Consider the following 19844-nt stretch of genomic DNA (forward strand, 5'->3'; position numbering starts at 1 on the left):
ATCGGGGCCAGGTCCGACGCGGGCGGCACCCTGGGGCGCGTCCTGACCGCCGGAAGAGGGGCGGGCGGCCTCGGCGTCGGCCCCGTCGACCTCGGGGGCAGCGGGCTCGTCCGGGATGTCGGCGCTGGCGGAGTCGCCCGGCTCGGCGGCGGTTCCGGTGCCTGTGGCCGGGGCCTCGGGGCCGGCGGAGTCGTCCGGCTCGGTGGCAGCGGCGTTGGTGTCGGTGTCGGCGGCCGGGATGTCGGTTGTGTCGGCGTCGGTGGAGGGGCGTGATTGACCGAGGCCCGCGGGCTCGGGGGCGCTGGACTCGCCCGAGGTGTCAGGGCTGGCTGAGCCGTCCCATTCGGCGGCGGCGGTTCGGGTGACTGCGACCGGGCTGTCGTAGCTGGCCGAGTCGTCCGGCTCGGTGGCAGCGGTTCCGGTGTCCGTGTCGGCGCCGGCGTCCGGGGTTTCGGTCGTGTCGGCGTCGGCGGTTGCCCCGGAACGCCCGGCCGTGACCCCCTCGGCGTTCTCGGTCCCGGCGTGCCGGCCGCCCCCCGTGCGGCTCGTCACCTGATCGCCCGTCCCGGCACCCGGCTCCTTCGCGGCACCCGCGTCACCGGCACCGTGCGCCTCCGCAGCGCGCGCGTCCCCGCCGCCGGGGGCTTCGCCGGGGTCGTTGTTGTCGGGTCGCTCGGTGTTCACCGCATCGCTCCTTCTGCTGCGCACGTGTCCCTCGACCCTGACCCGGCCCTGTCAAAAAGGTCGGCAAACGGGTCGTATCCCGCATCCCCTTTCCGGGGGACGGCGATGGGACGCAGCGGGGGAGCGCGCGGTTCCCTCGAACGCGCCGACGCACGCGCCGTGACGCACACGCGGGCGCGTGAGGCAGCCGCGTGAACTCAGTCGCCGTACTCCGACATCGCCTCCAGCAGTCGCGCGGACCCCTCGGGAACCGTCACACCGTGGATGAGGGAGGGAGAGACCGGAACGGCGACGATCCGGTCCGGGACCGCCCAGTGCGGAGCCATCCGGGCACAGTCGCCCCGCAGCGAGGCGAGGTCCCCGTCCAGGTCGGCCGGGGCGGACGCGTACAGCTCAAGGTTCGTCATGACGGAACCGTATGCACGCCGGAGCCCGCGAAGAAAGATCTACTATCGGGTAGTTTTTCCCGCTTGACCGTGCCGTCGGTCGCCTCGCAGTACTCCATACGGACCCGATAGCGTTAACCGTCAATACACCCTTCTCCTGGAGAGCCTCGCCGTGCGCATCGCAGTCACCGGCTCCATCGCCACCGACCACCTCATGACGTTCCCCGGCCGCTTTGCCGACCAGCTCGTCGCGGACCAGCTGCACACGGTCTCGCTCTCCTTCCTGGTCGACAACCTCGACGTACGCAGGGGAGGTGTCGGCGCGAACATCGCCTTCGGCATGGGCCAGCTCGGCACGAACCCGATCCTCGTCGGCGCCGCGGGCTTCGACTTCGACGAGTACCGCTCCTGGCTGGACCGGCACGGCGTCGACACCGACTCCGTCCGGATCTCCGAGACCCTGCACACCGCCCGCTTCGTGTGCACCACCGACGCCGACCACAACCAGATCGGCTCCTTCTACACGGGCGCGATGAGCGAGGCCCGCCAGATCGAGCTCAAGACGGTCGCCGACCGCGTGGACGGCCTCGACCTCGTCCTCATCGGCGCCGACGACCCCGAGGCGATGCTCCGCCACACCGAGGAGTGCCGGTCCCGGAACATCCCGTTCGCCGCGGACTTCTCCCAGCAGATCGCCCGGATGAACGGCGACGAGATCCGGATCCTGCTGGAGGGCGCCACCTACCTCTTCTCCAACGAGTACGAGAAGGGCCTCATCGAGTCCAAGACGGGCTGGTCCGACGAGGAGATCCTCGCGAAGGTCGGCCACCGGGTCACCACGCTCGGCGCGCAGGGCGTGCGGATCGACCGGGTCGGCGAGGAGCCGATCGTCGTCGGCTGCCCGGAGGAGGAGCGCAAGGCCGACCCCACCGGCGTCGGTGACGCGTTCCGCGCCGGGTTCCTGTCGGGGCTCGCCTGGGGTGTCTCCCTGGAGCGGGCGGCCCAGGTGGGCTGCATGCTGGCCACGCTCGTCATCGAGACCGTGGGGACGCAGGAGTACCGGCTGCGGCGCGGCCACTTCATGGAGCGGTTCACCAAGGCGTACGGCGACGAGGCGGCCGACGAGGTCCACACCCACCTCAAGTGACCGGCCAGGGCCTGTCCTAGGAGACCCGGCGGACCACGTAGGCGAAACCCTGGTCCGCCGGCTCCTCGCCCACGTACTCCTGCTCCCGCATCTCGCACCACGCCGGGATGTCCAGGCGGGCCGCCTCGTCGTCCGACAGGACCCGGACGGTCCCGCCCACCGGCACGTCACCGATCACCTTCGCCAGTTCGATGACCGGGACCGGGCACCGCTTGCCCAGGGCGTCCACGACGAGGGAGTCCTCGTGGACCGTGGTCGCCGGTGCGGGGCCGCCCAGCTTCTCCCGTACCGCCGCCACCGCCCCCGGCAGCACCTCCAGGAACCGTTCGACCTCCTCGGAGACCGCCCCGAACGGCAACGACACCCGCACATTCCCCTCACTCAGCACTCCCATCGCCTTGAGCACATGGCTCGGCGTCAGCGTGCTGCTCGTGCAGGACGAACCGGAGGAGACGGAGAAACCCGCCCGGTCCAGTTCGTGCAGCAGTGTCTCCCCGTCGACATAGAGACAGGAGAAGGTGACGATCCCCGGCAGCCGCCGCTCGGGATCCCCGACCACCTCGACGTCCGCGACCAGCTCCGGAACCCGGGTCCGGATCCGTTCCGTCAGCGCCCGCAGCCGTACCGCCTCCTGGGCCGCCTCGGCCCGCACCGCCCGCAGCGAGGCTGCCGCCGCGACGATCGCCGGCAGGTTCTCGAAGCCCGGCGCCCGCCCCGACTCCCGCTCGTCGGCCGGTCCTTGGGGCGAGAACCGGACACCTTTCCGGACAGCGAGCAGGCCGACCCCCGACGGGCCGCCCCATTTGTGCGCGCTCGCGGTCAGCACGGACCAGTCACCCCCGACCGGACCCCAAGCGAGTGACTGCGCCGCGTCCACCAGCAACGGCACCCCGGCCGCCCGGCACACGTCGGCCACCTCGGCCACCGGCTGCACGGTCCCCACTTCGTGGTTGGCCGACTGAAGACACGCCAAAGCGGTGTCCTGCCGGAGCTGAGCCGCGTAGTCGGACACGTCCACGCGTCCCGAACGGCTGACACCCACCTGGGTGACGGTCCCCCCGGCCGCCTGGTGCGCGTCGGCGGCATGAAGCACCGAGGAGTGTTCGACGGCAGACACGATCAGGTGATGTCCGACGCGCCGCCGACCGGCCAGCACTCCCGCTGCTCCGCTGTGCACGGCTTGGGTACCGGACGAGGTGAAGACCAGTTCATCGGGGCGGCAGCCGACCGCCTCCGCGGCTGCCTCGCGGGCGGCGTCGAGCAGCAGCCGCGCTCGCCGCCCCTCCCGGTACAGACGGGACGCGTCGGCCCACCCGTCATCCAGAGAGGCCAACAGCGCCTGACGGGCAACGGGGTGAAGAGGTGCACCGGAAGCAGCGTCGAAGTAGGACACACGGCAACGCTAACCTCCTTGGGGGCGCGGGGAACTGCGCGATCAGCCACAAAGCACCCGCAGCCGCCAATCCAGCTAAGCCACGGAGTGACTAGGCACCCCTCCCGCTGAACCCCCGGAGGGCGTCGGCTAGGGTTTGGTCCGCATAAACATCCAAACCCCTGCCCGACGCAGGGCGGCGACCGACCACCGAAGAAGGCAGGCCGCAGCCAATCCGCGCGGGCGAGACTCTCGGGAAGGCGCTACGTGAGTCCCAACGGCTCCGACCGCTCGCCGCGGCGCCCGATGCGGCGGAAGCTGCTGCAGGCAATGACCGCGGGCCTGGTCCTGGCGACCGCCACCGGTTGCACATACAAGGACTTCCCCCGCCTTGGTATGCCCACCCCGACCACGGAAGAGGCTCCGCGGATCCTCTCCCTGTGGCAGGGCTCCTGGGCTGCCGCGCTCGCCGTTGGCGTGCTGGTGTGGGGTCTGATCATCTGGAGCGCCATCTTCCACCGGCGCAGCCGCACCAAGGTCGAGGTACCTCCGCAGACCCGGTACAACATGCCCATCGAGGCGCTGTACACCGTGGTTCCGCTGGTCATCGTCTCGGTCCTCTTCTACTTCACGGCCCGCGACGAGTCGAAGCTGCTCAGCCTCAAGAAGCAGCCCGACGTCACCGTCAACGTGGTGGGCTACCAGTGGAGCTGGGCCTTCAACTACATCACGCCCGTCGCGGGTTCCACCGGTGACGCGAAGACGGACAAGAACCTGGACGCGATCCCGTCCCGGTTCAAGAACGACTTCCCGGCGAACGCCGGCGGTGTCTACGACTTCGGGACGCCGGCCACGAGGAACCCGCAGACCGGCAACCCCGGTCCGACCCTCTGGCTCCCCAAGGGCAAGACGGTCCGCTTCGTCCTCACCTCGCGTGACGTCATCCACTCGTTCTGGGTGGTGCCGTTCCTCATGAAGCAGGACGTCATCCCGGGCCACACCAACGCCTTCGAGGTGACCCCCAACAAGGAGGGCACCTTCCTCGGCAAGTGTGCCGAGCTCTGCGGCGTCGACCACTCCCGGATGCTGTTCAACGTGAAGGTCGTCTCCCCCGAGCGCTACGAGCAGCACCTCAAGGACCTCGCGAAGAAGGGGCAGACCGGTTACGTTCCCGCGGGCATCGAGCAGACCGCCCATGAGAAGGACCGGGAGACGACGAACCTGTGAGCATCCTCAACGAACCCCAGGGTGCCGCGGCAGCAGGGTCCCACTACACGGACGAGCTGCCGGTCCGGCGCCAGAACCGCGGCAGCGTGGTCATCAAGTGGCTCACCACCACTGACCACAAGACGATCGGGACGCTGTACCTGGTCACGTCGTTCGCGTTCTTCCTGATCGGCGGCGTGATGGCGCTCTTCATGCGCGCCGAGCTGGCCCGTCCGGGCCTGCAGATCATGTCGAACGAGCAGTTCAACCAGGCGTTCACGATGCACGGCACGATCATGCTGCTGATGTTCGCGACGCCGCTGTTCGCCGGCTTCACCAACTGGATCATGCCGCTGCAGATCGGCGCGCCCGACGTGGCGTTCCCGCGGCTGAACATGTTCGCCTACTGGCTCTACCTGTTCGGCTCGACGATCGCGGTGGGCGGCTTCCTGACCCCGCAGGGCGCGGCCGACTTCGGCTGGTTCGCCTACTCCCCGCTGTCGGACGCGGTCCGCTCGCCGGGCGTCGGCGCCGACCTGTGGATCATGGGTCTGGCCTTCTCCGGCTTCGGCACGATCCTCGGCGCGGTCAACTTCATCACCACGATCATCTGCATGCGCGCGCCCGGCATGACCATGTTCCGCATGCCGATCTTCGTGTGGAACGTGCTGCTGACCGCGGTGCTGGTCCTGCTCGCCTTCCCCGTCCTCGCCGCCGCGCTGTTCGCGCTGGAGGCGGATCGGAAGTTCGGGGCACATGTCTTCGACGCGGCGAACGGCGGAGCGCTGCTGTGGCAACACCTCTTCTGGTTCTTCGGTCACCCAGAGGTGTACATCATCGCGCTGCCGTTCTTCGGCATCATCTCCGAGGTCATCCCGGTCTTCTCCCGCAAGCCGATGTTCGGCTACATGGGCCTGATCGCGGCGACCATCGCGATCGCGGGCCTGTCCGTGACGGTGTGGGCGCACCACATGTACGTCACCGGCGGTGTGCTCCTGCCGTTCTTCTCCTTCATGACGTTCCTCATCGCCGTGCCGACGGGCGTGAAGTTCTTCAACTGGATCGGAACGATGTGGAAGGGGTCCCTGAGTTTCGAGACCCCGATGCTGTGGGCCACCGGCTTCCTGATCACCTTCACCTTCGGTGGTCTGACCGGTGTCATCCTGGCCTCGCCCCCGATGGACTTCCACGTCTCGGACTCGTACTTCGTGGTGGCGCACTTCCACTACGTCGTCTTCGGCACCGTCGTCTTCGCGATGTTCTCCGGCTTCCACTTCTGGTGGCCGAAGTTCACCGGCAAGATGCTCGACGAGCGCCTCGGCAAGATCACGTTCTGGACGCTGTTCATCGGCTTCCACGGCACCTTCCTGGTCCAGCACTGGCTGGGCGCCGAGGGCATGCCGCGTCGTTACGCCGACTACCTGGCGGCCGACGGCTTCACCGCCCTGAACACGATCTCGACGATCAGCTCGTTCGTGCTCGGCCTGTCGATCCTGCCGTTCCTCTACAACGTGTGGAAGACGGCCAAGTACGGCAAGCCGGTCGGCGTGGACGACCCGTGGGGCTACGGCCGCTCGCTCGAGTGGGCGACCTCCTGCCCGCCGCCGCGGCACAACTTCCTCACCCTGCCGCGGATCCGCTCCGAATCCCCGGCGTTCGACCTGCACCACCCGGAGATCGCCGCTCTCGACCAGCTCGAGAACGCCGGTCACGGTGAGAAGGCTCTGGCCGGCAACGGCGGCAAGGAGGCCGGGAAGTGAAGATCCAGGGACGGATGTTCTTCTGGCTGAGCATCTTCATCCTCGCCATGGCGATCGTCTATGGCGTGTGGTCGAAGGAGCCGGCCGGTACCACCGCGCTCTTCCTGGCCTTCGGTCTGTCCATCATGATCGGCTTCTACCTGGGCTTCACGGCCAAGCGGGTGGACGCCGGCGCGCAGGACAACAAGGAGGCCGACGTCGCGGACGACGCCGGCGAGGTCGGGTTCTTCAGCCCGCACAGCTGGCAGCCGCTCGCCCTCGGCTTCGGCGGCGCCCTCGCCTTCCTGTCGGTCGCGATCGGCTGGTGGCTGCTGTACTTCTCGCTGCCGGTGATCCTGGTCGGCCTGTACGGCTGGGTCTTCGAGTACTACCGCGGTGAGAACCGCACGCAGTAGCACGAACCGAGCTCGAAAGGAGCCCGGACACTCCGTCAGGAGCGTCCGGGCTCCTGCTTTTGCCGCAATCGGCATCCCTCGTACGAGTCACTCGGCGTGCCGTTCTTGACGCGGCTTCCTAGCGTGAAGTCATGAACCACTCACCGCGTACCCGCACCGTCGTCAGCTGCACCCTGCTGGTGATCGCCCTCGGCGCGAGCGCCATCTCCTGCGGGTCCGACGGGAACCCGTTGGCGGCCAAGCCCTTCGACGCGGCGGACCAGATCGCCTTCAACACGCCCACGGGCGACGGCGAGAAGGCCGACCCGGACAAGCCGCTCGAGGTCACCGCCGAGGACGACGACGGCCGCATCACCGACGTGACCGCCACGGACGCCACGGGCCGCCGTGTGGCGGGCGAACTCTCCGCCGACGGCACCCGATGGCACAGCACCACCCCGCTGGCCGCAAACGCCCATTACACGGTCCGGGTGAGCACCGAGGACGAGGACGGGGCCCCGGGCCGCAAGGTCCTCGACTTCGACACCAGCAAACCGCTGGGCAAGACGCGCCTGAACGTCACCTTCGGCCCCAAGTCGGGCACCTACGGTGTCGGCCAGCCCGTCACCGCCAAGCTGGACCGGCCCGTCAAGGACAAGGCGCAGCGGGCCGTCGTCGAGCGTGCCCTCAGGGTCGACTCCACGCCCGCCGTACCGGGCGCCTGGCACTGGGTGGACGACAAGGAACTCCACTACCGGCCCCGGGAGTACTGGCCCGCCCACGCCACGATCCGGGTCCGCAGCGACCTGGAGGGCATCAAGATCGGCGACCGGCTCTGGGGCGGCAAGGGCAAGCCCCTGAAGCTGACCACCGGCGACCGGATCATCGCCGTGACGGACGCCTCGTCACACTCGATGACGGTCTACCGGAACGACGAGGTCATCAAGGAACTCCCGGTCACCACCGGCAAGCCCGGCTTCGACACCCGCAACGGCGTCAAGGTCGTGCTCGGCAAGGAGTACTTCGTACGTATGCGCGGCACCAGCATCGGGATCGCCGAGGGCTCCTCCGAGTCGTACGACCTGCCGGTCTACTACGCCACCCGCGTCACCTGGAGCGGCGAGTACGTGCACGCCGCCCCCTGGTCGGTCGGCTCCCAGGGCTACGCCAACGTCAGCCACGGCTGCACCGGCATGAGCACGTCCAACGCGGAGTGGTTCTTCAACACCGTCCACGAGGGCGACGTGGTGAAGGTCGTCAACTCCGAGGGCGACACCATGGAGCCCTTCGGCAACGGCTTCGGAGACTGGAACCTGGACTGGAAGAAGTGGCGCGAGGGCAGCGCCCTGGTGGCAGGCACCCCGGACGCCCCCAGCGCGGCACAACAGGCACGCCTGAGGCCGGAGAGCGTCTAGAGAGCCCCTTCAGGGGCGCGGGGAACTGCGCGACGAGCCACAACGAGCCCGCAGCCGCCATCGAACCCCGCACCCCGGGCTCTCAGGCGCTCAGGGCCTTCCGTGACCGCAGCAAGGAAGCCAGCGCCGCCGCGAACTCCACCGGATCCACCGGATGGGTCACCGCGCCCTCGGCCCGGCTCCACGTGGCCAGCCACGCGTCCTGCGGCCGCCCGATCAGCAGCAGCACCGGCGGGCAGTCGAACACCTCGTCCTTGATCTGCCGGCACAGGCCCATGCCGCCCATCGGCACGGCCTCCCCGTCCAGCACACAGACGTCGATCCCGCCCTTGTCCAGCTCCTTCAGCACCGCGGCGGGCGTGGCGCACTCCAGGAACTCGACCAACGGGACGTCCGGGGCCGGCCGCCGGCCGGCGGCGAGCCGCACCTGCTCGCGGGTGTTGGAATCGTCGCTGTAGACCAGCACCGTGGCGGTCGGCTGCATTGTTCCTCCGTGACGTCAGCGTCGTAAGGACAGGCCCGTTGGGCCGGATGCTACTCCCTTGAACACCACGTCAACACCGGTACGGACCGGCAAGACACTCCGAACGGCACCCCCCGGGGTGAGGGCGGGATAAGCGACCGACATAATGTCGGTCGTGGCGACAGCAACGACAGAGACAACCGGGCACGCGCACCCGTCGGTCAACCGACCGAACCTCACCAGCGTCGGAACCATCATCTGGCTGAGTTCCGAGCTGATGTTCTTCGCGGCCCTCTTCGCGATGTACTTCACCCTGCGATCGGTGACGGGTCCCGATCACTGGAAGGAAATGGCGTCCAGCCTGAACTTCCCGTTCTCGGCGACGAACACCACGATCCTGGTGCTCTCCTCGCTCACCTGCCAGCTCGGCGTCTTCGCCGCCGAGCGCGGTGACGTGAAGAAGCTCCGGGGCTGGTTCATCATCACCTTCATCATGGGCGCGATCTTCATCGGCGGTCAGATCTACGAGTACACGGAGCTGGTGAAGAAGGACGGGCTCTCGCTCTCCTCCGACCCGTACGGCTCGGTGTTCTACCTGACCACCGGCTTCCACGGCATGCACGTGACGGGCGGCCTCATCGCGTTCCTGTTCGTTCTCGGGCGCACCTACGCGGCCAAGAGGTTCACCCACGAGCAGGCGACCGCGGCCATCGTCGTGTCCTACTACTGGCACTTCGTCGACGTGGTCTGGATCGGCCTCTTCGCCACGATCTACATGATCAAGTAGCCGGGCCCGCTCCCGACACCGCAAGCATCGACGCAGAAGATCCTGACACCGGGGTAATCCGTGAAAAAGCTCTCCGCACGACGACGCCACCCGCTGGCGGCGCTCGTCGTCCTACTCCTCGCGCTGGCATGCACCGGGGGGCTGTACGCCGTGTTCGCCCCCGCGGACAAGGCGAAGGCAGACGAAACCGCCCAGTCCCTGGCCATCGACGAGGGCAAGAAGCTCTTCGCCGTAGGCTGTGCCAGCTGCCACGGCACCGGCGGTCAGGGGTCCTCCGACGGTCCGAGCCTCGTGGGCGTGGGCGCCGCGGCCGTCGACTTCCAGGTCGGCACCGGCCGTATGCCGGCCCAGCAGCCGGGTGCGCAGGTTCCGCGCAAGAAGGTCATCTACACGCAGGCCGAGATCGACCAGCTGGCCGCGTACGTCTCCTCGCTGGGCGCGGGTCCGAACATCCCGACCGAGGCGCAGTACGGCCCCGACGGTGCCGACATCGCCAAGGGCGGCGAGCTGTTCCGTGACAACTGCACCCAGTGCCACAACTTCACCGGCAAGGGTGGCGCGCTGACGCACGGCAAGTTCGCGCCGAGCCTTGAGGGCGTCGACCCGAAGCACATCTACGAGGCCATGCAGACCGGCCCGCAGAACATGCCGTCGTTCCCCGACACCACGATGTCGGAGCAGAACAAGAAGGACATCATCGCGTACCTGAACGCGGTCAACGGCGACGACACCGTGAGCCCCGGCGGCCTTGAGCTGGGCGGTCTCGGCCCGGTCTCCGAAGGCCTGTTCGCCTGGATCTTCGGCCTCGGCGCGCTGATCGCGGTCGCCGTCTGGGTCGCCGCTCGGACCGCAAAGGCCAAGAAGTCATGAGTAGCCAAGACATTCCAGAAGAGAACCTGCCCGCAGAGCAGGACGCGCACGGCGCGGTCAGTGTCGCGGACGAGAAGAACCCGTTCGCGGACCCCGGCCTCCCGCCGCACGAGCACCGGGTGCAGGACATCGACGAGCGGGCCGCCAAGCGGTCCGAGCGCACGGTGGCCATGCTGTTCACGGTCTCGATGCTGTCGACGGTCGGCTTCATCGCCTCGTACGTGGGTATCCCCCACGACAAGTCGATCTACGTCTTCCCGATCGGCCACATCAACGCGCTGAACTTCGCGCTGGGCCTGACCCTCGGTCTCGCTCTCTTCGCGATCGGCGCGGGCGCGGTCCACTGGGCCCGCACCCTGATGTCCGACGAGGAGGTCGCCGACGAGCGTCACCCGATCGAGGCGTCCCCCGAGGTCCGCGCGAAGGTCCACGCGGACTTCAAGCAGGGTGCCAAGGAGTCGGCGCTCGGCCGCCGCAAGCTGATCCGCAACACGATGTTCGGCGCGCTGGCCCTGTTCCCGCTCTCCGGCGTCGTGCTGCTGCGCGACCTCGGTCCGCTGCCCGGCACCAAGCTCCGCCACACCATGTGGCGCAAGGGCCTCCAGCTCGTCAACATGAACACCAACGAGCCGCTGCGCCCCTCCGACGTCCAGGTCGGCTCGCTGACCTTCGCCAAGCCCGAGGGCCTGGAGGAGCACGACGAGGAGTTCCAGACCGAGATCGCCAAGGCCGCCCTGATGATCGTCCGCATCCAGCCGGACAACATCAAGGACAAGCGCGAGCTCGAGTGGTCGTACGAGGGAATCGTCGCGTACTCGAAGATCTGCACCCACGTCGGTTGCCCGATCTCCCTGTACGAGCAGCAGACGCACCACGTGCTCTGCCCCTGCCACCAGTCCACCTTCGACCTCTCCGACGGTGCCCGGGTGATCTTCGGCCCCGCCGGCCACGCCCTGCCGCAGCTGCGCATCGGCGTGAACGACCAGGGCTACCTCGAAGCGCTCGGCGACTTCGACGAGCCTGTCGGTCCTGCATTCTGGGAGCGCGGATGAGCACTAACGAGTCCTCCGAGTCCCGCGCACGCGGGAAGGCGCCGGCCGGCGAGCGCGTCGCCGACTGGGCCGACGGCCGGCTGGGGATCTACTCCCTGGCCAAGTCCAACATGCGCAAGATCTTCCCCGACCACTGGTCGTTCATGCTGGGTGAGGTCTGCCTCTACAGCTTCATCATCATCATCCTCACGGGTGTGTACCTGACGCTGTTCTTCCACCCGTCGATGAACGAGGTGGAGTACCACGGCAGTTACGTCCCGCTGCAGGGACAGCTGATGTCCGAGGCGTTCAACTCGACCATGCACATCTCCTTCGATGTGCGCGGTGGTCTGCTGATCCGGCAGATCCACCACTGGGCGGCGCTGATCTTCCTCGCCGGCATGTTCGTGCACATGATGCGTGTCTTCTTCACGGGCGCCTTCCGCAAGCCGCGTGAGGTCAACTGGCTGTTCGGCTTCCTGCTGTTCGTCCTCGGCATGTTCACCGGCTTCACCGGTTACTCGCTCCCGGACGACCTGCTCTCCGGCACCGGTGTCCGCTTCATGGAGGGCGCGATCCTGTCCGTGCCGATCGTCGGCACGTACCTGTCGTTCTTCCTGTTCGGCGGGGAGTTCCCGGGCGGCGACTTCGTGGCCCGCTTCTACTCGATCCACGTCCTGCTGCTGCCGGGCATCATGCTCGGCCTGCTGGTGGCGCACCTGATCCTGGTCTTCTACCACAAGCACACGCAGTTCGCGGGCCCCGGCAAGACCAACAACAACGTCGTCGGCATGCCACTGCTGCCGGTCTACATGGCCAAGGCCGGAGGCTTCTTCTTCCTGGTCTTCGGTGTCATCGCGGCCATCGCGGCGATCGCCTCGATCAACCCGATCTGGGCACTCGGCCCCTACCGTCCCGACCAGGTGTCCACGGGCGCCCAGCCGGACTGGTACATGGGCTTCTCCGAGGGCCTGATCCGTGTCATGCCGGGCTGGGAGATCAACTTCTGGGGTCACACGCTCGTCCTGGGCGTGTTCATCCCGCTGGTGATCTTCCCGCTGGTCCTGGTCGCGATCGCGGTCTACCCGTTCATCGAGTCCTGGGTCACCGGCGACAAGCGCGAGCACCACATCCTGGACCGCCCGCGCAACGCCCCGACGCGTACGGCCTTCGGCGTCGCGTGGATCACCTGGTACTTCGTGCTGCTGATCGGTGGTGGAAACGACCTCTGGGCCACCCACTTCCACCTGTCGATCAACGCGATCACCTGGTTCGTGCGGGTCGCGTTCTTCGTCGCCCCGGTCCTGGCGTTCGTCGCCACCAAGCGGATCTGCCTGGGCCTCCAGCGCCGCGACAAGGACAAGGTGCTGCACGGCCGCGAGTCCGGCATCATCAAGCGCCTGCCGCACGGTGAGTTCATCGAGGTGCACGAGCCGCTCAGCCAGGAGCAGCTGCACACGCTCACGGCTCACGAGCAGTACGAGCCGGCCGCGATCGGCGCCACGGTCGACGAGAACGGCGTCGAGCGCAAGGTGAAGACCTCCGAGAAGCTGCGTGCCAAGCTGAGCGAGGCGTACTACGGCGAGGAGTCCCAGATCCCCAAGCCGACCGTCGAGGAGTACAAGGAGATCACGAGCGGCCACGGCCACCACTGATCCCTGCTTGTCGCTGCGCTCGCCACGGCGCGGTTGAAAGGACCCCGTCCGACTCCCGGACGGGGTCCTTTGCCGTGCGGTGCGGGTGCGGGTGCGGGTGCGGGTTCGGTGGGGCGGGCGTCTCGCGCAGTTCCCCGCGCCCCCGAGATGCCTGCGGCGGCCCGTTGCGGTCCGTGGGCTGGATAGGGTGTGAGCACACTTTTCTTCGACATCTGGAGCGGCCCCATGAGCGCTGTGACCCCCGCTGGAGGCGACACCGCGGCGGGCCGTTCCTGGCCCGAGGTGCTGAACGCCCTGCTCTACGGCCGTGACCAGAGCGCCGACGCCACGGCGTGGGCGATGGACCGGATCATGCAGGGCGAGGCGACCGACGCGCAGATCGCCGGCTTCGTGGTCGCCCTCCGGGCCAAGGGCGAGACGGTCGAGGAGATCAACGGGCTCGTGCGGGCGATGTACGCGCACGCCAATGTGATCGAGGTCCCCGGCCGGACCGTGGACATCGTCGGCACCGGCGGCGACGGTGCCAAGACCGTCAACATCTCCACCATGTCGGCGATCGTCGTGGCCGGCACCGGCGCCACGGTCGTCAAGCACGGCAACCGGGCCGCCTCCTCGGCGTCGGGTGCCTCGGACGTCCTGGAGAAGCTCGGCGTCAACCTGGAGCTGACCCCGCGGCGGGTGGCCGAGGTGGCCGGGGAAGCCGGGATCACGTTCTGCTTCGCGATCAAGTTCCACCCGGCACTGCGGCACGCGGGCGCGGCCCGCGGTCAGCTGGGCATCCGCACGGTGTTCAACATCCTCGGCCCGCTCACCAACCCCGCCCGGGTCCGCTCCCAGGCGGTCGGCGTCGCGGACCCGCGCATGGCCCCGGTCGTCGCTGGCGTCTTCGCCGAGCGCGGCAACTCCTCCCTCGTTTTCCGCGGTGACGACGGCCTCGACGAGCTGACGACCACCGCGACCTCCCGCGTCTGGGTCGTCCGTGACGGCAAGGTCGCCGAGGAGAGCTTCGACCCCCGGGACGTCGGCATCGACCTGGTGCCCGTGGAGGCCCTGCGGGGCGGTGACCCGGCGTACAACGCGGAGGTCGCCCGCCACCTGCTGGACGGCGAGAAGGGCCCGGTCCGTGACGCCGTGCTCCTGAACTCGGCGGCCGCCCTGGTGGCCCTGGACCCGGGGACGGGGACGCTGGCCGAGCAGTTGCGGGCCGGGATGGACAAGGCCGCGGAGGCGATCGACTCGGGCGCGGCGAAGCGGACGCTGGAGCGCTGGGTGGCCGCGAGCAACGCCTGACGGTGGCCCGGGTGTCGTCCCGCGATCCGGACACGGGTTGCGGGACGACGATCATTTCACGTAATTTCTTCGACCAGGTCATGAGTGACAGTCATGAGGCCCCGGCCGACTGTCCGGCAACCCTCCGTCCGTGGCGGGGTGCCCCGGGTGAAGACCAGGCCGTAGGCAGCGAGGTCTGCGGCAAGCGCGGATCCCTCACGAACCAGGGATCCTGGTCGTTCGAGGAGTCTTCCGTGAGCAAGCGAATGCGATAGGGCGCCGAGCCCCCATCTCCGCACACCCCTCTCACCTTTCTCTTTTGCCCGGGAGTTCCCCATGTCTGTCTCCACCGCTGCCTCCGTCCGGACCATTTGTGCCCCGCTGCCCGTTCTGGGCCGTGATGTCACCGTCCCGCTCGTGACCGGCGGCGAAGTCACCTACGCGGCGCTCGACTACGCGGCCAGCGCCCCCGCCCTCCAGCGCGTCTGGGACGACGTGGCGGCCTACGCGCCCTACTACGGCAGCGTGCACCGCGGCGCCGGTTACCTCTCCCAGCTGTCGACCGACCTGTTCGAGAACGCCCGCAGGACGGTCACGGAGTTCCTCGACTGCCGCGAGGACGACCAACTGGTCTTCACCCGCTCGACCACCGACTCGCTCAACCTCCTCGCCGCCGCGCTCCCCGCCGACTGCCAGGTCTTCGTCTTCGAGACCGAGCACCACGCGAGCCTGCTGCCCTGGCAGGACGCCCGGGTCAGCTACCTCGACGCCCCCCGCACCCCGGGCCAGGCCGTCGCGACCCTGGAGAAGGCCCTCGCCGACCGGGACCCCCACGGCCCGGCCCTGGTGTGCGTCACCGGCGCCTCCAACGTCACCGGTGAGCTGTGGCCCGTACGAGAGCTCGCGGCGGCCGCCCACTCCCACGGTGCCCGCATCGTGCTCGACGCGGCCCAGCTCGCCCCGCACCACCCGGTGAGCGTCCGCGACCTCGACGTCGACTGGGTCGCCTTCTCCGGCCACAAGCTGTACGCCCCCTTCGGCTGCGGGGTCCTGGCCGGCCGTGCCGACTGGCTCCGGGCCGCCGACCCCTACCTCGCGGGCGGCGGCGCCAGCCGCAAGGTCACCCGGCGCCCGGACGGGGGAGTGGACGTGGAGTGGCACGAGAGCGCCGCGCGGCACGAGGCGGGCTCCCCGAACGTCATCGGCGCCTACTCCATCGCCTCGGCCTGCAAGGCGCTGACGGAAGCCGGCTTCGACACCCTCGTGGCCCGCGAGCAGCACCTGATCGAGAAGGTCCGCGAAGGTCTCGCCGAGGTCCCCGAGGTCCGTGTTCTGTCCCTGTTCGGCGACGACGCCCCCCGCGTCGGCGTGCTCTCCTTCGTCGTCGAGGGCTGGAACAGCTCCCACTTCGCCGCCGCCCTGTCCGCCGAGTACGGCATCGGCGTCCGCGACGGCCTCTTCTGCGCCCACCCCCTCGTGCGCACCCTCCTCGGCAGCGACCCGCAGTCCCAGGGCGAGTGCGGTGCCCCCGAGGCCGCGCCCGGCGAGAAGTCCCTCAACGCGATCCGGGTGAGCTTCGGCGCGGGCACCCCGGACGAGCACGTGGAGCGGTTCGTGAACGCCGTGAAGGAACTGGTCGCGGACGGTGCGAAGTGGACGTACCGCACCGAGGACGGCCGCTGCGTCCCGGCCGTCTGACATACGGCCGTCCGGCGCGCGTATACGCTCCCCCTCAGCAGCCGTACGGGAAGCAGGGGGAGCAACGGGGTGCAGGAGCTGCGCGAGACGGACCCGCGGACCATCGGGCCCTACGAGGTCCTGGGCAGACTCGGGTCCGGCGGCATGGGCGAGGTGTACCTCGCCGAGGCGCGCGGCGGGCTGCGGCTGGCCGTGAAGGTCGTACGGGCCGAGCACGCCGAGGACCGCACCTTCCGGGCCCGGTTCCGCAACGAGGTGCGGGCCGCGCAGACCGTCGGAGGGGCGGGCACGTACACCGCGCGGGTCGTGGACGCGGACACCGGGGCGGCCCGGCCCTGGATGGCCACCGAGTTCGTGCCGGGCCCCAACCTGCGGGACGCGGTGCTCGCCGGGGGACCGCTGCCCGGGGACGCGGTGCGGCTGCTGGCGGCCGCGCTCGCCGAGGCGCTCGCCGCGATCCACGCCAAGGGGCTGGTGCACCGGGACCTCAAGCCCTCCAACATCCTGCTCGCGCCGGACGGCCCGCGGGTCATCGACTTCGGGATCGTCCGGGCCCTGGAGGGCACCGCCCTGACCCGGACCGGCGTCGTCGTCGGATCGGTCGGCTACCTCTCGCCCGAGCAGATCCGCAACGGCGCCCAGGTGGTGCCGGCCAGTGACGTCTTCTCCCTGGGCGCGGTCCTCGCCTACGCCTCCGGCGGCAGGGAACCCTTCGGCGAGGGGCAGGATTCGGTCGTTCTGCTGCGGATCCTGACCGGTGACGTGGACCTGTCCGCCGTACCGGAGGAACAGCTGGCGCTGGTGGAGTCGTGCCTGCGGGACGATCCCGGCGCGCGGCCCACGCCGGCGGAGCTGGTCGCGGCCGCGGGACACACCGCGGGGTCGCTGCGCGAGGGGCTGCGGCCCGGGTGGTACGCGCCCGGGACCGTGCGGGAGTCCGAGGCGGCCCGGAGCGGCGCGCGCTGGGTCCCCGGGCACGACTCGGGGGAGCGGGGCAGCCGGGTCGAGTACGTGGCGCCCGTGACCGCCGCGGACCTCCCCGCGGTCACCCATACGACACCGGACCCCGCCCCGCCGTCCCGGCGCAGGCTGCTGCGGGCCGTGGCGGGCGGTGCCGGGGTCGTGGCGGCCGGCGGCGCGGGCGGGTGGCTGTGGCTGCGGGACACGCCGGACGGGACGGCGAGGGCGGGGTCCCCGGCGGCCACGCCCGCGACGGGCTGGCAGTACAAGGTCCAGGGACTCGGCGGCCGGCGCGGCCCCTGTGCTGCTCTCCCGCCCGACGGCACCCGGGTGTATGTCGGCGGCACGGACCGCGCGTTGCACGCGCTGGACCTGGACGGACGGCCCCTGTGGCGCACCCCGCTCGGGGCCGAGGTGATGTCCCCGCTCGCCACCGCCGACGGCGTGTACTGCCTGCTGGAGGACGGCCAGGAGGGCGCCTCCGGGCTGTGCGCGCTCGGCCGGGACGGAAAGGTCCGCTGGACCAGGTCCTTCGCCGCGAACAGCCAGTTCCCGGTCGCCGCGGCCGGGCTGGTCCTGGTGTCCTACGGCGACGGCTCGGACGCGGGCGGGGTGCGGGCCTACGCCCCCGACGGCAGCGTGCGCTGGTCCACGCCGACCGGCCCGGCACCCACCTGCGAGCCCCTGGTGGCGGACGGCGTGGTGTACGTCGGCACCTTCGGGGACCAGGTCCAGGCCCTGGACGCGAAGAGCGGCAAACGGCTCTGGGCGACGTCGGCGGGCCTCGACGCCGGGCGCCCGGCGCTGGTCGGGAACACGCTGATCGTCGGTTCGGGCGGCGAGCGGATGCTGCACGGCATCGGCCGCACGGGCCGGCCGCTGTGGCACTCGGCCAACGACAGGGTCTACGGCGGCCGCTACCTCACCTGCGTGCCCTTCGGCGGCCTGGGCGTCTGCGCCTCCGACTACGAACTGCTCGCCCTGGACCCCGCCGACGGATCGACGGTGTGGTCCTTCCGGTTCAGCGACGAGGGGAACCAGTACAGCGACCCCACGGTCTTCGGCGACACCGTCCTCGTCCGCCACGGCTCGACGCTCTACGGCATCGACCGCAAGGGGAAGCAGGCCTGGCGGCGTCGGGTCGAGGGCGGCGCCTCCATCGGCACCCAGAGCCCGGTCGTCCGGGACGGCCGCGTGTACGCCGCGAACGCCGACGGCATCACGGTCCTCGCGCTCGGCTCCTAGGGCGGGCGGCGGGACTTTCGCAACACGCCCTGGCCCTCGGGGCCCGTCAGCCGGGGAGCCCGGTCAGCTGTCGAGACCGATCGCGAACGCGGCCTCCAGGTCGTGCTGGGAGTACGTGCGGAAGGCCACGTGGGTGTCCGTCGCCTCGACGCCGGGGATCTTGCTGATGCTGCCGGGGATGACCTCCGCGAGGTCCTCGTGCTGCTTGACCCGGACCATGGCGATCAGGTCGTACGTGCCCGTCACGGAGAAGACCTCGCTCACGGACTCCAGCGCGGCGATCCGCTCCGCGATCTCGGGGATCCGGTCCACGCTGGTCTTGATGAGGACGATCGCGGTGATCACGGCTGGTTCTCTCCCTCGGGGGCCGGAGCTGGGGCGGCCCTCACTCTAGTCGTACGGCCGAAACGCACCCAGGCGAAGAGCAGGCCCAGGCCGAAGCCCACCAGGTGGGCCAGATAGGCCACCCCGGGGCCGTCGGAGGCGCGGCCCGCCGCGAGCCATTGCAGCGCCGCCCAGAAGGGCAGGACGACCCAGGCGGGGAAGCGCAGCGGCAGGAAGAAGAGGAAGGGCAGGAGACTGGTCACCCGGGCCCGGGGGAACAGGAAGAGAAACGCGCCGAGGACCGCCGAGATCGCCCCGGACGCCCCGACCAGGGACTGCCCGGAGTCGGCGTTGGCGGCCGCGTAGCCCAGCAGGGCGAGGTAGCCGCAGCCGACGTAGAAGAGGAGGAACTGCACCCGGCCCATGCGTTCCTCGGTCATCACCCCGAAGACGTAGAGGAACAGCATGTTGCCCAGCAGGTGCACCCAGCTCCCGTGCACGAACAGCGCGGTGGCCGGGGTGAGCGCGGCACCGGGCGAGCCCTCGAAGAGCTCGGCGGGGACCACGCCCCAGCGGCGGAAGTACGCCCGCTGGGCGGCCAGGGCCGCGTCCCCGGAGCCGTAGGCCGGGTCGAGGCCCGAGGCGGGGCCGATCACGAAGACCAGACAGCACAGGGCGATCAGTCCGTAGGTGACCGGAGCCGGCCCCCGGAGCGCGCCGCGTGCTCCACCGAGTGTCACCCTCCAGTTGCGGATCATGAACACAGAGCATGACGTAACGGGACGCAAGCGAACAGAGCGCCTCGCCGCCGGACGGGTCCGGTGGACGCCCGAGCGGCCAGTACCCGCCAGGCCGTAGGGTTACGAGCCACACGCACCGGGACGCCGGTGTGTCACTGACAATGGCTAGCAGGAAAGAGCACAGTCACGATGACGGTTCCCCTCCCGACCGCCTCGACGCGGTGGCGCTGCACCCTCTGCGGCAACCTCACGCGCTTCGATGTGACCCGCTCGTCGAAGGTCGTCGAGTACGTCCACCTCGACCTGGCGGGAGAGCCGAAGGTCGAGGAGCGCGAGGTGGTCAGTGAGACCATCGAGTCGGTGCGGTGTCGCTGGTGCAACGCCGTGGACCAGGTGGAACTCGTGGACAGGCCGGGCGCCGGCTCCTGACAGGGCCGGCCCCGCACAGTGATGGGGTG

General features: G+C 69.7%; 18 protein-coding genes, 1 pseudogene and 1 riboswitch. Of the genes and pseudogenes, 13 read left to right on the forward strand and 6 right to left on the reverse strand.

Going from position 1 to position 19844, the window contains the following annotated elements; all coding sequences use genetic code 11:
- Positions 1 to 684 (reverse strand): annotated as a pseudogene (locus EHS43_RS00240) (hypothetical protein); the annotation flags it as partial.
- 197 nt (positions 685 to 881) lie between these two features.
- Positions 882 to 1091 (reverse strand): hypothetical protein, encoded by a 210-nt coding sequence (locus tag EHS43_RS00245; RefSeq protein WP_125188259.1) that lies wholly within the window; start codon positions 1089 to 1091, stop codon positions 882 to 884.
- 151 nt (positions 1092 to 1242) lie between these two features.
- Between EHS43_RS00245 and EHS43_RS00250 the strand changes: the two genes are divergently transcribed.
- Complete coding sequence (locus EHS43_RS00250) at positions 1243 to 2217, forward strand: carbohydrate kinase family protein (RefSeq protein ID WP_125188261.1); 975 nt, start codon at positions 1243 to 1245, stop codon at positions 2215 to 2217.
- A gap of 16 nt (positions 2218 to 2233) precedes the next feature.
- Here the strand turns inward: EHS43_RS00250 and EHS43_RS00255 are convergent, their stop codons facing one another.
- Positions 2234 to 3610: a cysteine desulfurase/sulfurtransferase TusA family protein gene (locus EHS43_RS00255; RefSeq protein ID WP_125188263.1), complete on the reverse strand. Its 1377-nt coding sequence runs from the start codon at positions 3608 to 3610 to the stop codon at positions 2234 to 2236.
- Between the two features lie 246 nt (positions 3611 to 3856).
- Between EHS43_RS00255 and coxB the strand changes: the two genes are divergently transcribed.
- From coxB to EHS43_RS00275, 4 genes are all read left to right on the forward strand, one after another.
- Positions 3857 to 4816 carry a cytochrome c oxidase subunit II gene (gene coxB / locus EHS43_RS00260; RefSeq protein ID WP_125188265.1) on the forward strand — a complete coding sequence of 320 codons (960 nt, stop codon included), beginning with the start codon at positions 3857 to 3859 and terminating at the stop codon, positions 4814 to 4816.
- Positions 4813 to 6555 carry a cytochrome c oxidase subunit I gene (gene ctaD, locus EHS43_RS00265; protein WP_125188267.1) on the forward strand — a complete coding sequence of 581 codons (1743 nt, stop codon included), beginning with the start codon at positions 4813 to 4815 and terminating at the stop codon, positions 6553 to 6555. The genes coxB and ctaD overlap by 4 nt, the downstream gene beginning before the upstream one ends.
- On the forward strand, positions 6552 to 6950 hold the full coding sequence (locus EHS43_RS00270; protein WP_031058197.1) for a cytochrome c oxidase subunit 4: 399 nt from the start codon (positions 6552 to 6554) through the stop codon (positions 6948 to 6950). Before ctaD ends, EHS43_RS00270 begins: the two co-directional genes overlap by 4 nt.
- Positions 6951 to 7081: 131 nt before the next feature.
- The gene (locus EHS43_RS00275; protein WP_125188269.1) at positions 7082 to 8344 is read left to right on the forward strand and encodes an Ig-like domain-containing protein; all 1263 of its coding nucleotides are present in this window, start codon (positions 7082 to 7084) and stop codon (positions 8342 to 8344) included.
- A gap of 82 nt (positions 8345 to 8426) precedes the next feature.
- Here EHS43_RS00275 and EHS43_RS00280 read toward each other — a convergent pair whose 3' ends face one another.
- Positions 8427 to 8828 (reverse strand): response regulator transcription factor, encoded by a 402-nt coding sequence (locus EHS43_RS00280; RefSeq protein WP_125188271.1) that lies wholly within the window; start codon positions 8826 to 8828, stop codon positions 8427 to 8429.
- A gap of 145 nt (positions 8829 to 8973) precedes the next feature.
- On the opposite strand from EHS43_RS00280, the gene EHS43_RS00285 reads away from it, so the two are divergent.
- From EHS43_RS00285 to EHS43_RS00315, 7 genes are all read left to right on the forward strand, one after another.
- Complete coding sequence (locus EHS43_RS00285) at positions 8974 to 9594, forward strand: heme-copper oxidase subunit III (RefSeq protein ID WP_007381483.1); 621 nt, start codon at positions 8974 to 8976, stop codon at positions 9592 to 9594.
- Between the two features lie 60 nt (positions 9595 to 9654).
- A complete protein-coding gene (locus EHS43_RS00290) occupies positions 9655 to 10464 on the forward strand; it encodes a c-type cytochrome (RefSeq protein WP_125188273.1) in 810 nt (269 codons plus the stop codon).
- Positions 10461 to 11516 (forward strand): ubiquinol-cytochrome c reductase iron-sulfur subunit, encoded by a 1056-nt coding sequence (locus tag EHS43_RS00295; RefSeq protein WP_125188275.1) that lies wholly within the window; start codon positions 10461 to 10463, stop codon positions 11514 to 11516. The genes EHS43_RS00290 and EHS43_RS00295 overlap by 4 nt, the downstream gene beginning before the upstream one ends.
- A complete protein-coding gene (locus tag EHS43_RS00300; RefSeq protein ID WP_125188277.1) occupies positions 11513 to 13150 on the forward strand; it encodes a cytochrome bc complex cytochrome b subunit in 1638 nt (545 codons plus the stop codon). The genes EHS43_RS00295 and EHS43_RS00300 overlap by 4 nt, the downstream gene beginning before the upstream one ends.
- 225 nt (positions 13151 to 13375) lie before the next feature.
- Positions 13376 to 14440, forward strand: a complete 1065-nt coding sequence (trpD, locus tag EHS43_RS00305; protein WP_125188279.1) for an anthranilate phosphoribosyltransferase — start codon at positions 13376 to 13378, stop codon at positions 14438 to 14440.
- Positions 14441 to 14516: 76 nt separating this feature from the next.
- Positions 14517 to 14633: riboswitch (SAM riboswitch) on the forward strand.
- Positions 14634 to 14755: 122 nt separating this feature from the next.
- Entirely contained in the window at positions 14756 to 16117 is a 1362-nt protein-coding gene (locus EHS43_RS00310) for an aminotransferase class V-fold PLP-dependent enzyme (protein WP_125188281.1), read from the forward strand.
- A 69-nt stretch (positions 16118 to 16186) separates the two neighbouring features.
- Positions 16187 to 18322: a PQQ-binding-like beta-propeller repeat protein gene (locus EHS43_RS00315; RefSeq protein ID WP_125188283.1), complete on the forward strand. Its 2136-nt coding sequence runs from the start codon at positions 16187 to 16189 to the stop codon at positions 18320 to 18322.
- A 63-nt stretch (positions 18323 to 18385) separates the two neighbouring features.
- On the opposite strand, the gene EHS43_RS00320 is transcribed toward EHS43_RS00315, so the two are convergent.
- Together EHS43_RS00320 and EHS43_RS00325 are read right to left on the reverse strand one after the other, a co-directional pair.
- Positions 18386 to 18667, reverse strand: coding sequence for an Lrp/AsnC family transcriptional regulator (locus EHS43_RS00320; RefSeq protein ID WP_020137395.1), 282 nt, complete (start codon positions 18665 to 18667; stop codon positions 18386 to 18388).
- Complete coding sequence (locus EHS43_RS00325; protein WP_125188285.1) at positions 18664 to 19404, reverse strand: rhomboid family intramembrane serine protease; 741 nt, start codon at positions 19402 to 19404, stop codon at positions 18664 to 18666. The genes EHS43_RS00320 and EHS43_RS00325 overlap by 4 nt, the downstream gene beginning before the upstream one ends.
- 171 nt (positions 19405 to 19575) lie before the next feature.
- Between EHS43_RS00325 and EHS43_RS00330 the strand changes: the two genes are divergently transcribed.
- Entirely contained in the window at positions 19576 to 19815 is a 240-nt protein-coding gene (locus EHS43_RS00330) for a hypothetical protein (protein ID WP_037719539.1), read from the forward strand.
- Positions 19816 to 19844 lie beyond the last annotated feature (29 nt).

Source organism: Streptomyces sp. RP5T, assembly GCF_003933965.1.
Lineage (GTDB): Bacteria > Actinomycetota > Actinomycetes > Streptomycetales > Streptomycetaceae > Streptomyces.

Excerpts from the sequence above, each read along its gene's own strand:
- EHS43_RS00245 (WP_125188259.1), bottom strand. The coding sequence starts at position 1,091 with ATGACGAACCTTGAGCTGTACGCGTCCGCCCCGGCCGACCTGGACGGG.
- EHS43_RS00275 (WP_125188269.1), top strand. The coding sequence starts at position 7,082 with ATGAACCACTCACCGCGTACCCGCACCGTCGTCAGCTGCACCCTGCTG.
- EHS43_RS00280 (WP_125188271.1), bottom strand. The coding sequence starts at position 8,828 with ATGCAGCCGACCGCCACGGTGCTGGTCTACAGCGACGATTCCAACACC.
- EHS43_RS00285 (WP_007381483.1), top strand. The coding sequence starts at position 8,974 with ATGTCGGTCGTGGCGACAGCAACGACAGAGACAACCGGGCACGCGCAC.
- EHS43_RS00295 (WP_125188275.1), top strand. The coding sequence starts at position 10,461 with ATGAGTAGCCAAGACATTCCAGAAGAGAACCTGCCCGCAGAGCAGGAC.
- EHS43_RS00300 (WP_125188277.1), top strand. The coding sequence starts at position 11,513 with ATGAGCACTAACGAGTCCTCCGAGTCCCGCGCACGCGGGAAGGCGCCG.
- trpD (WP_125188279.1), top strand. The coding sequence starts at position 13,376 with ATGAGCGCTGTGACCCCCGCTGGAGGCGACACCGCGGCGGGCCGTTCC.
- EHS43_RS00310 (WP_125188281.1), top strand. The coding sequence starts at position 14,756 with ATGTCTGTCTCCACCGCTGCCTCCGTCCGGACCATTTGTGCCCCGCTG.
- EHS43_RS00325 (WP_125188285.1), bottom strand. The coding sequence starts at position 19,404 with ATGATCCGCAACTGGAGGGTGACACTCGGTGGAGCACGCGGCGCGCTC.
- EHS43_RS00330 (WP_037719539.1), top strand. The coding sequence starts at position 19,576 with ATGACGGTTCCCCTCCCGACCGCCTCGACGCGGTGGCGCTGCACCCTC.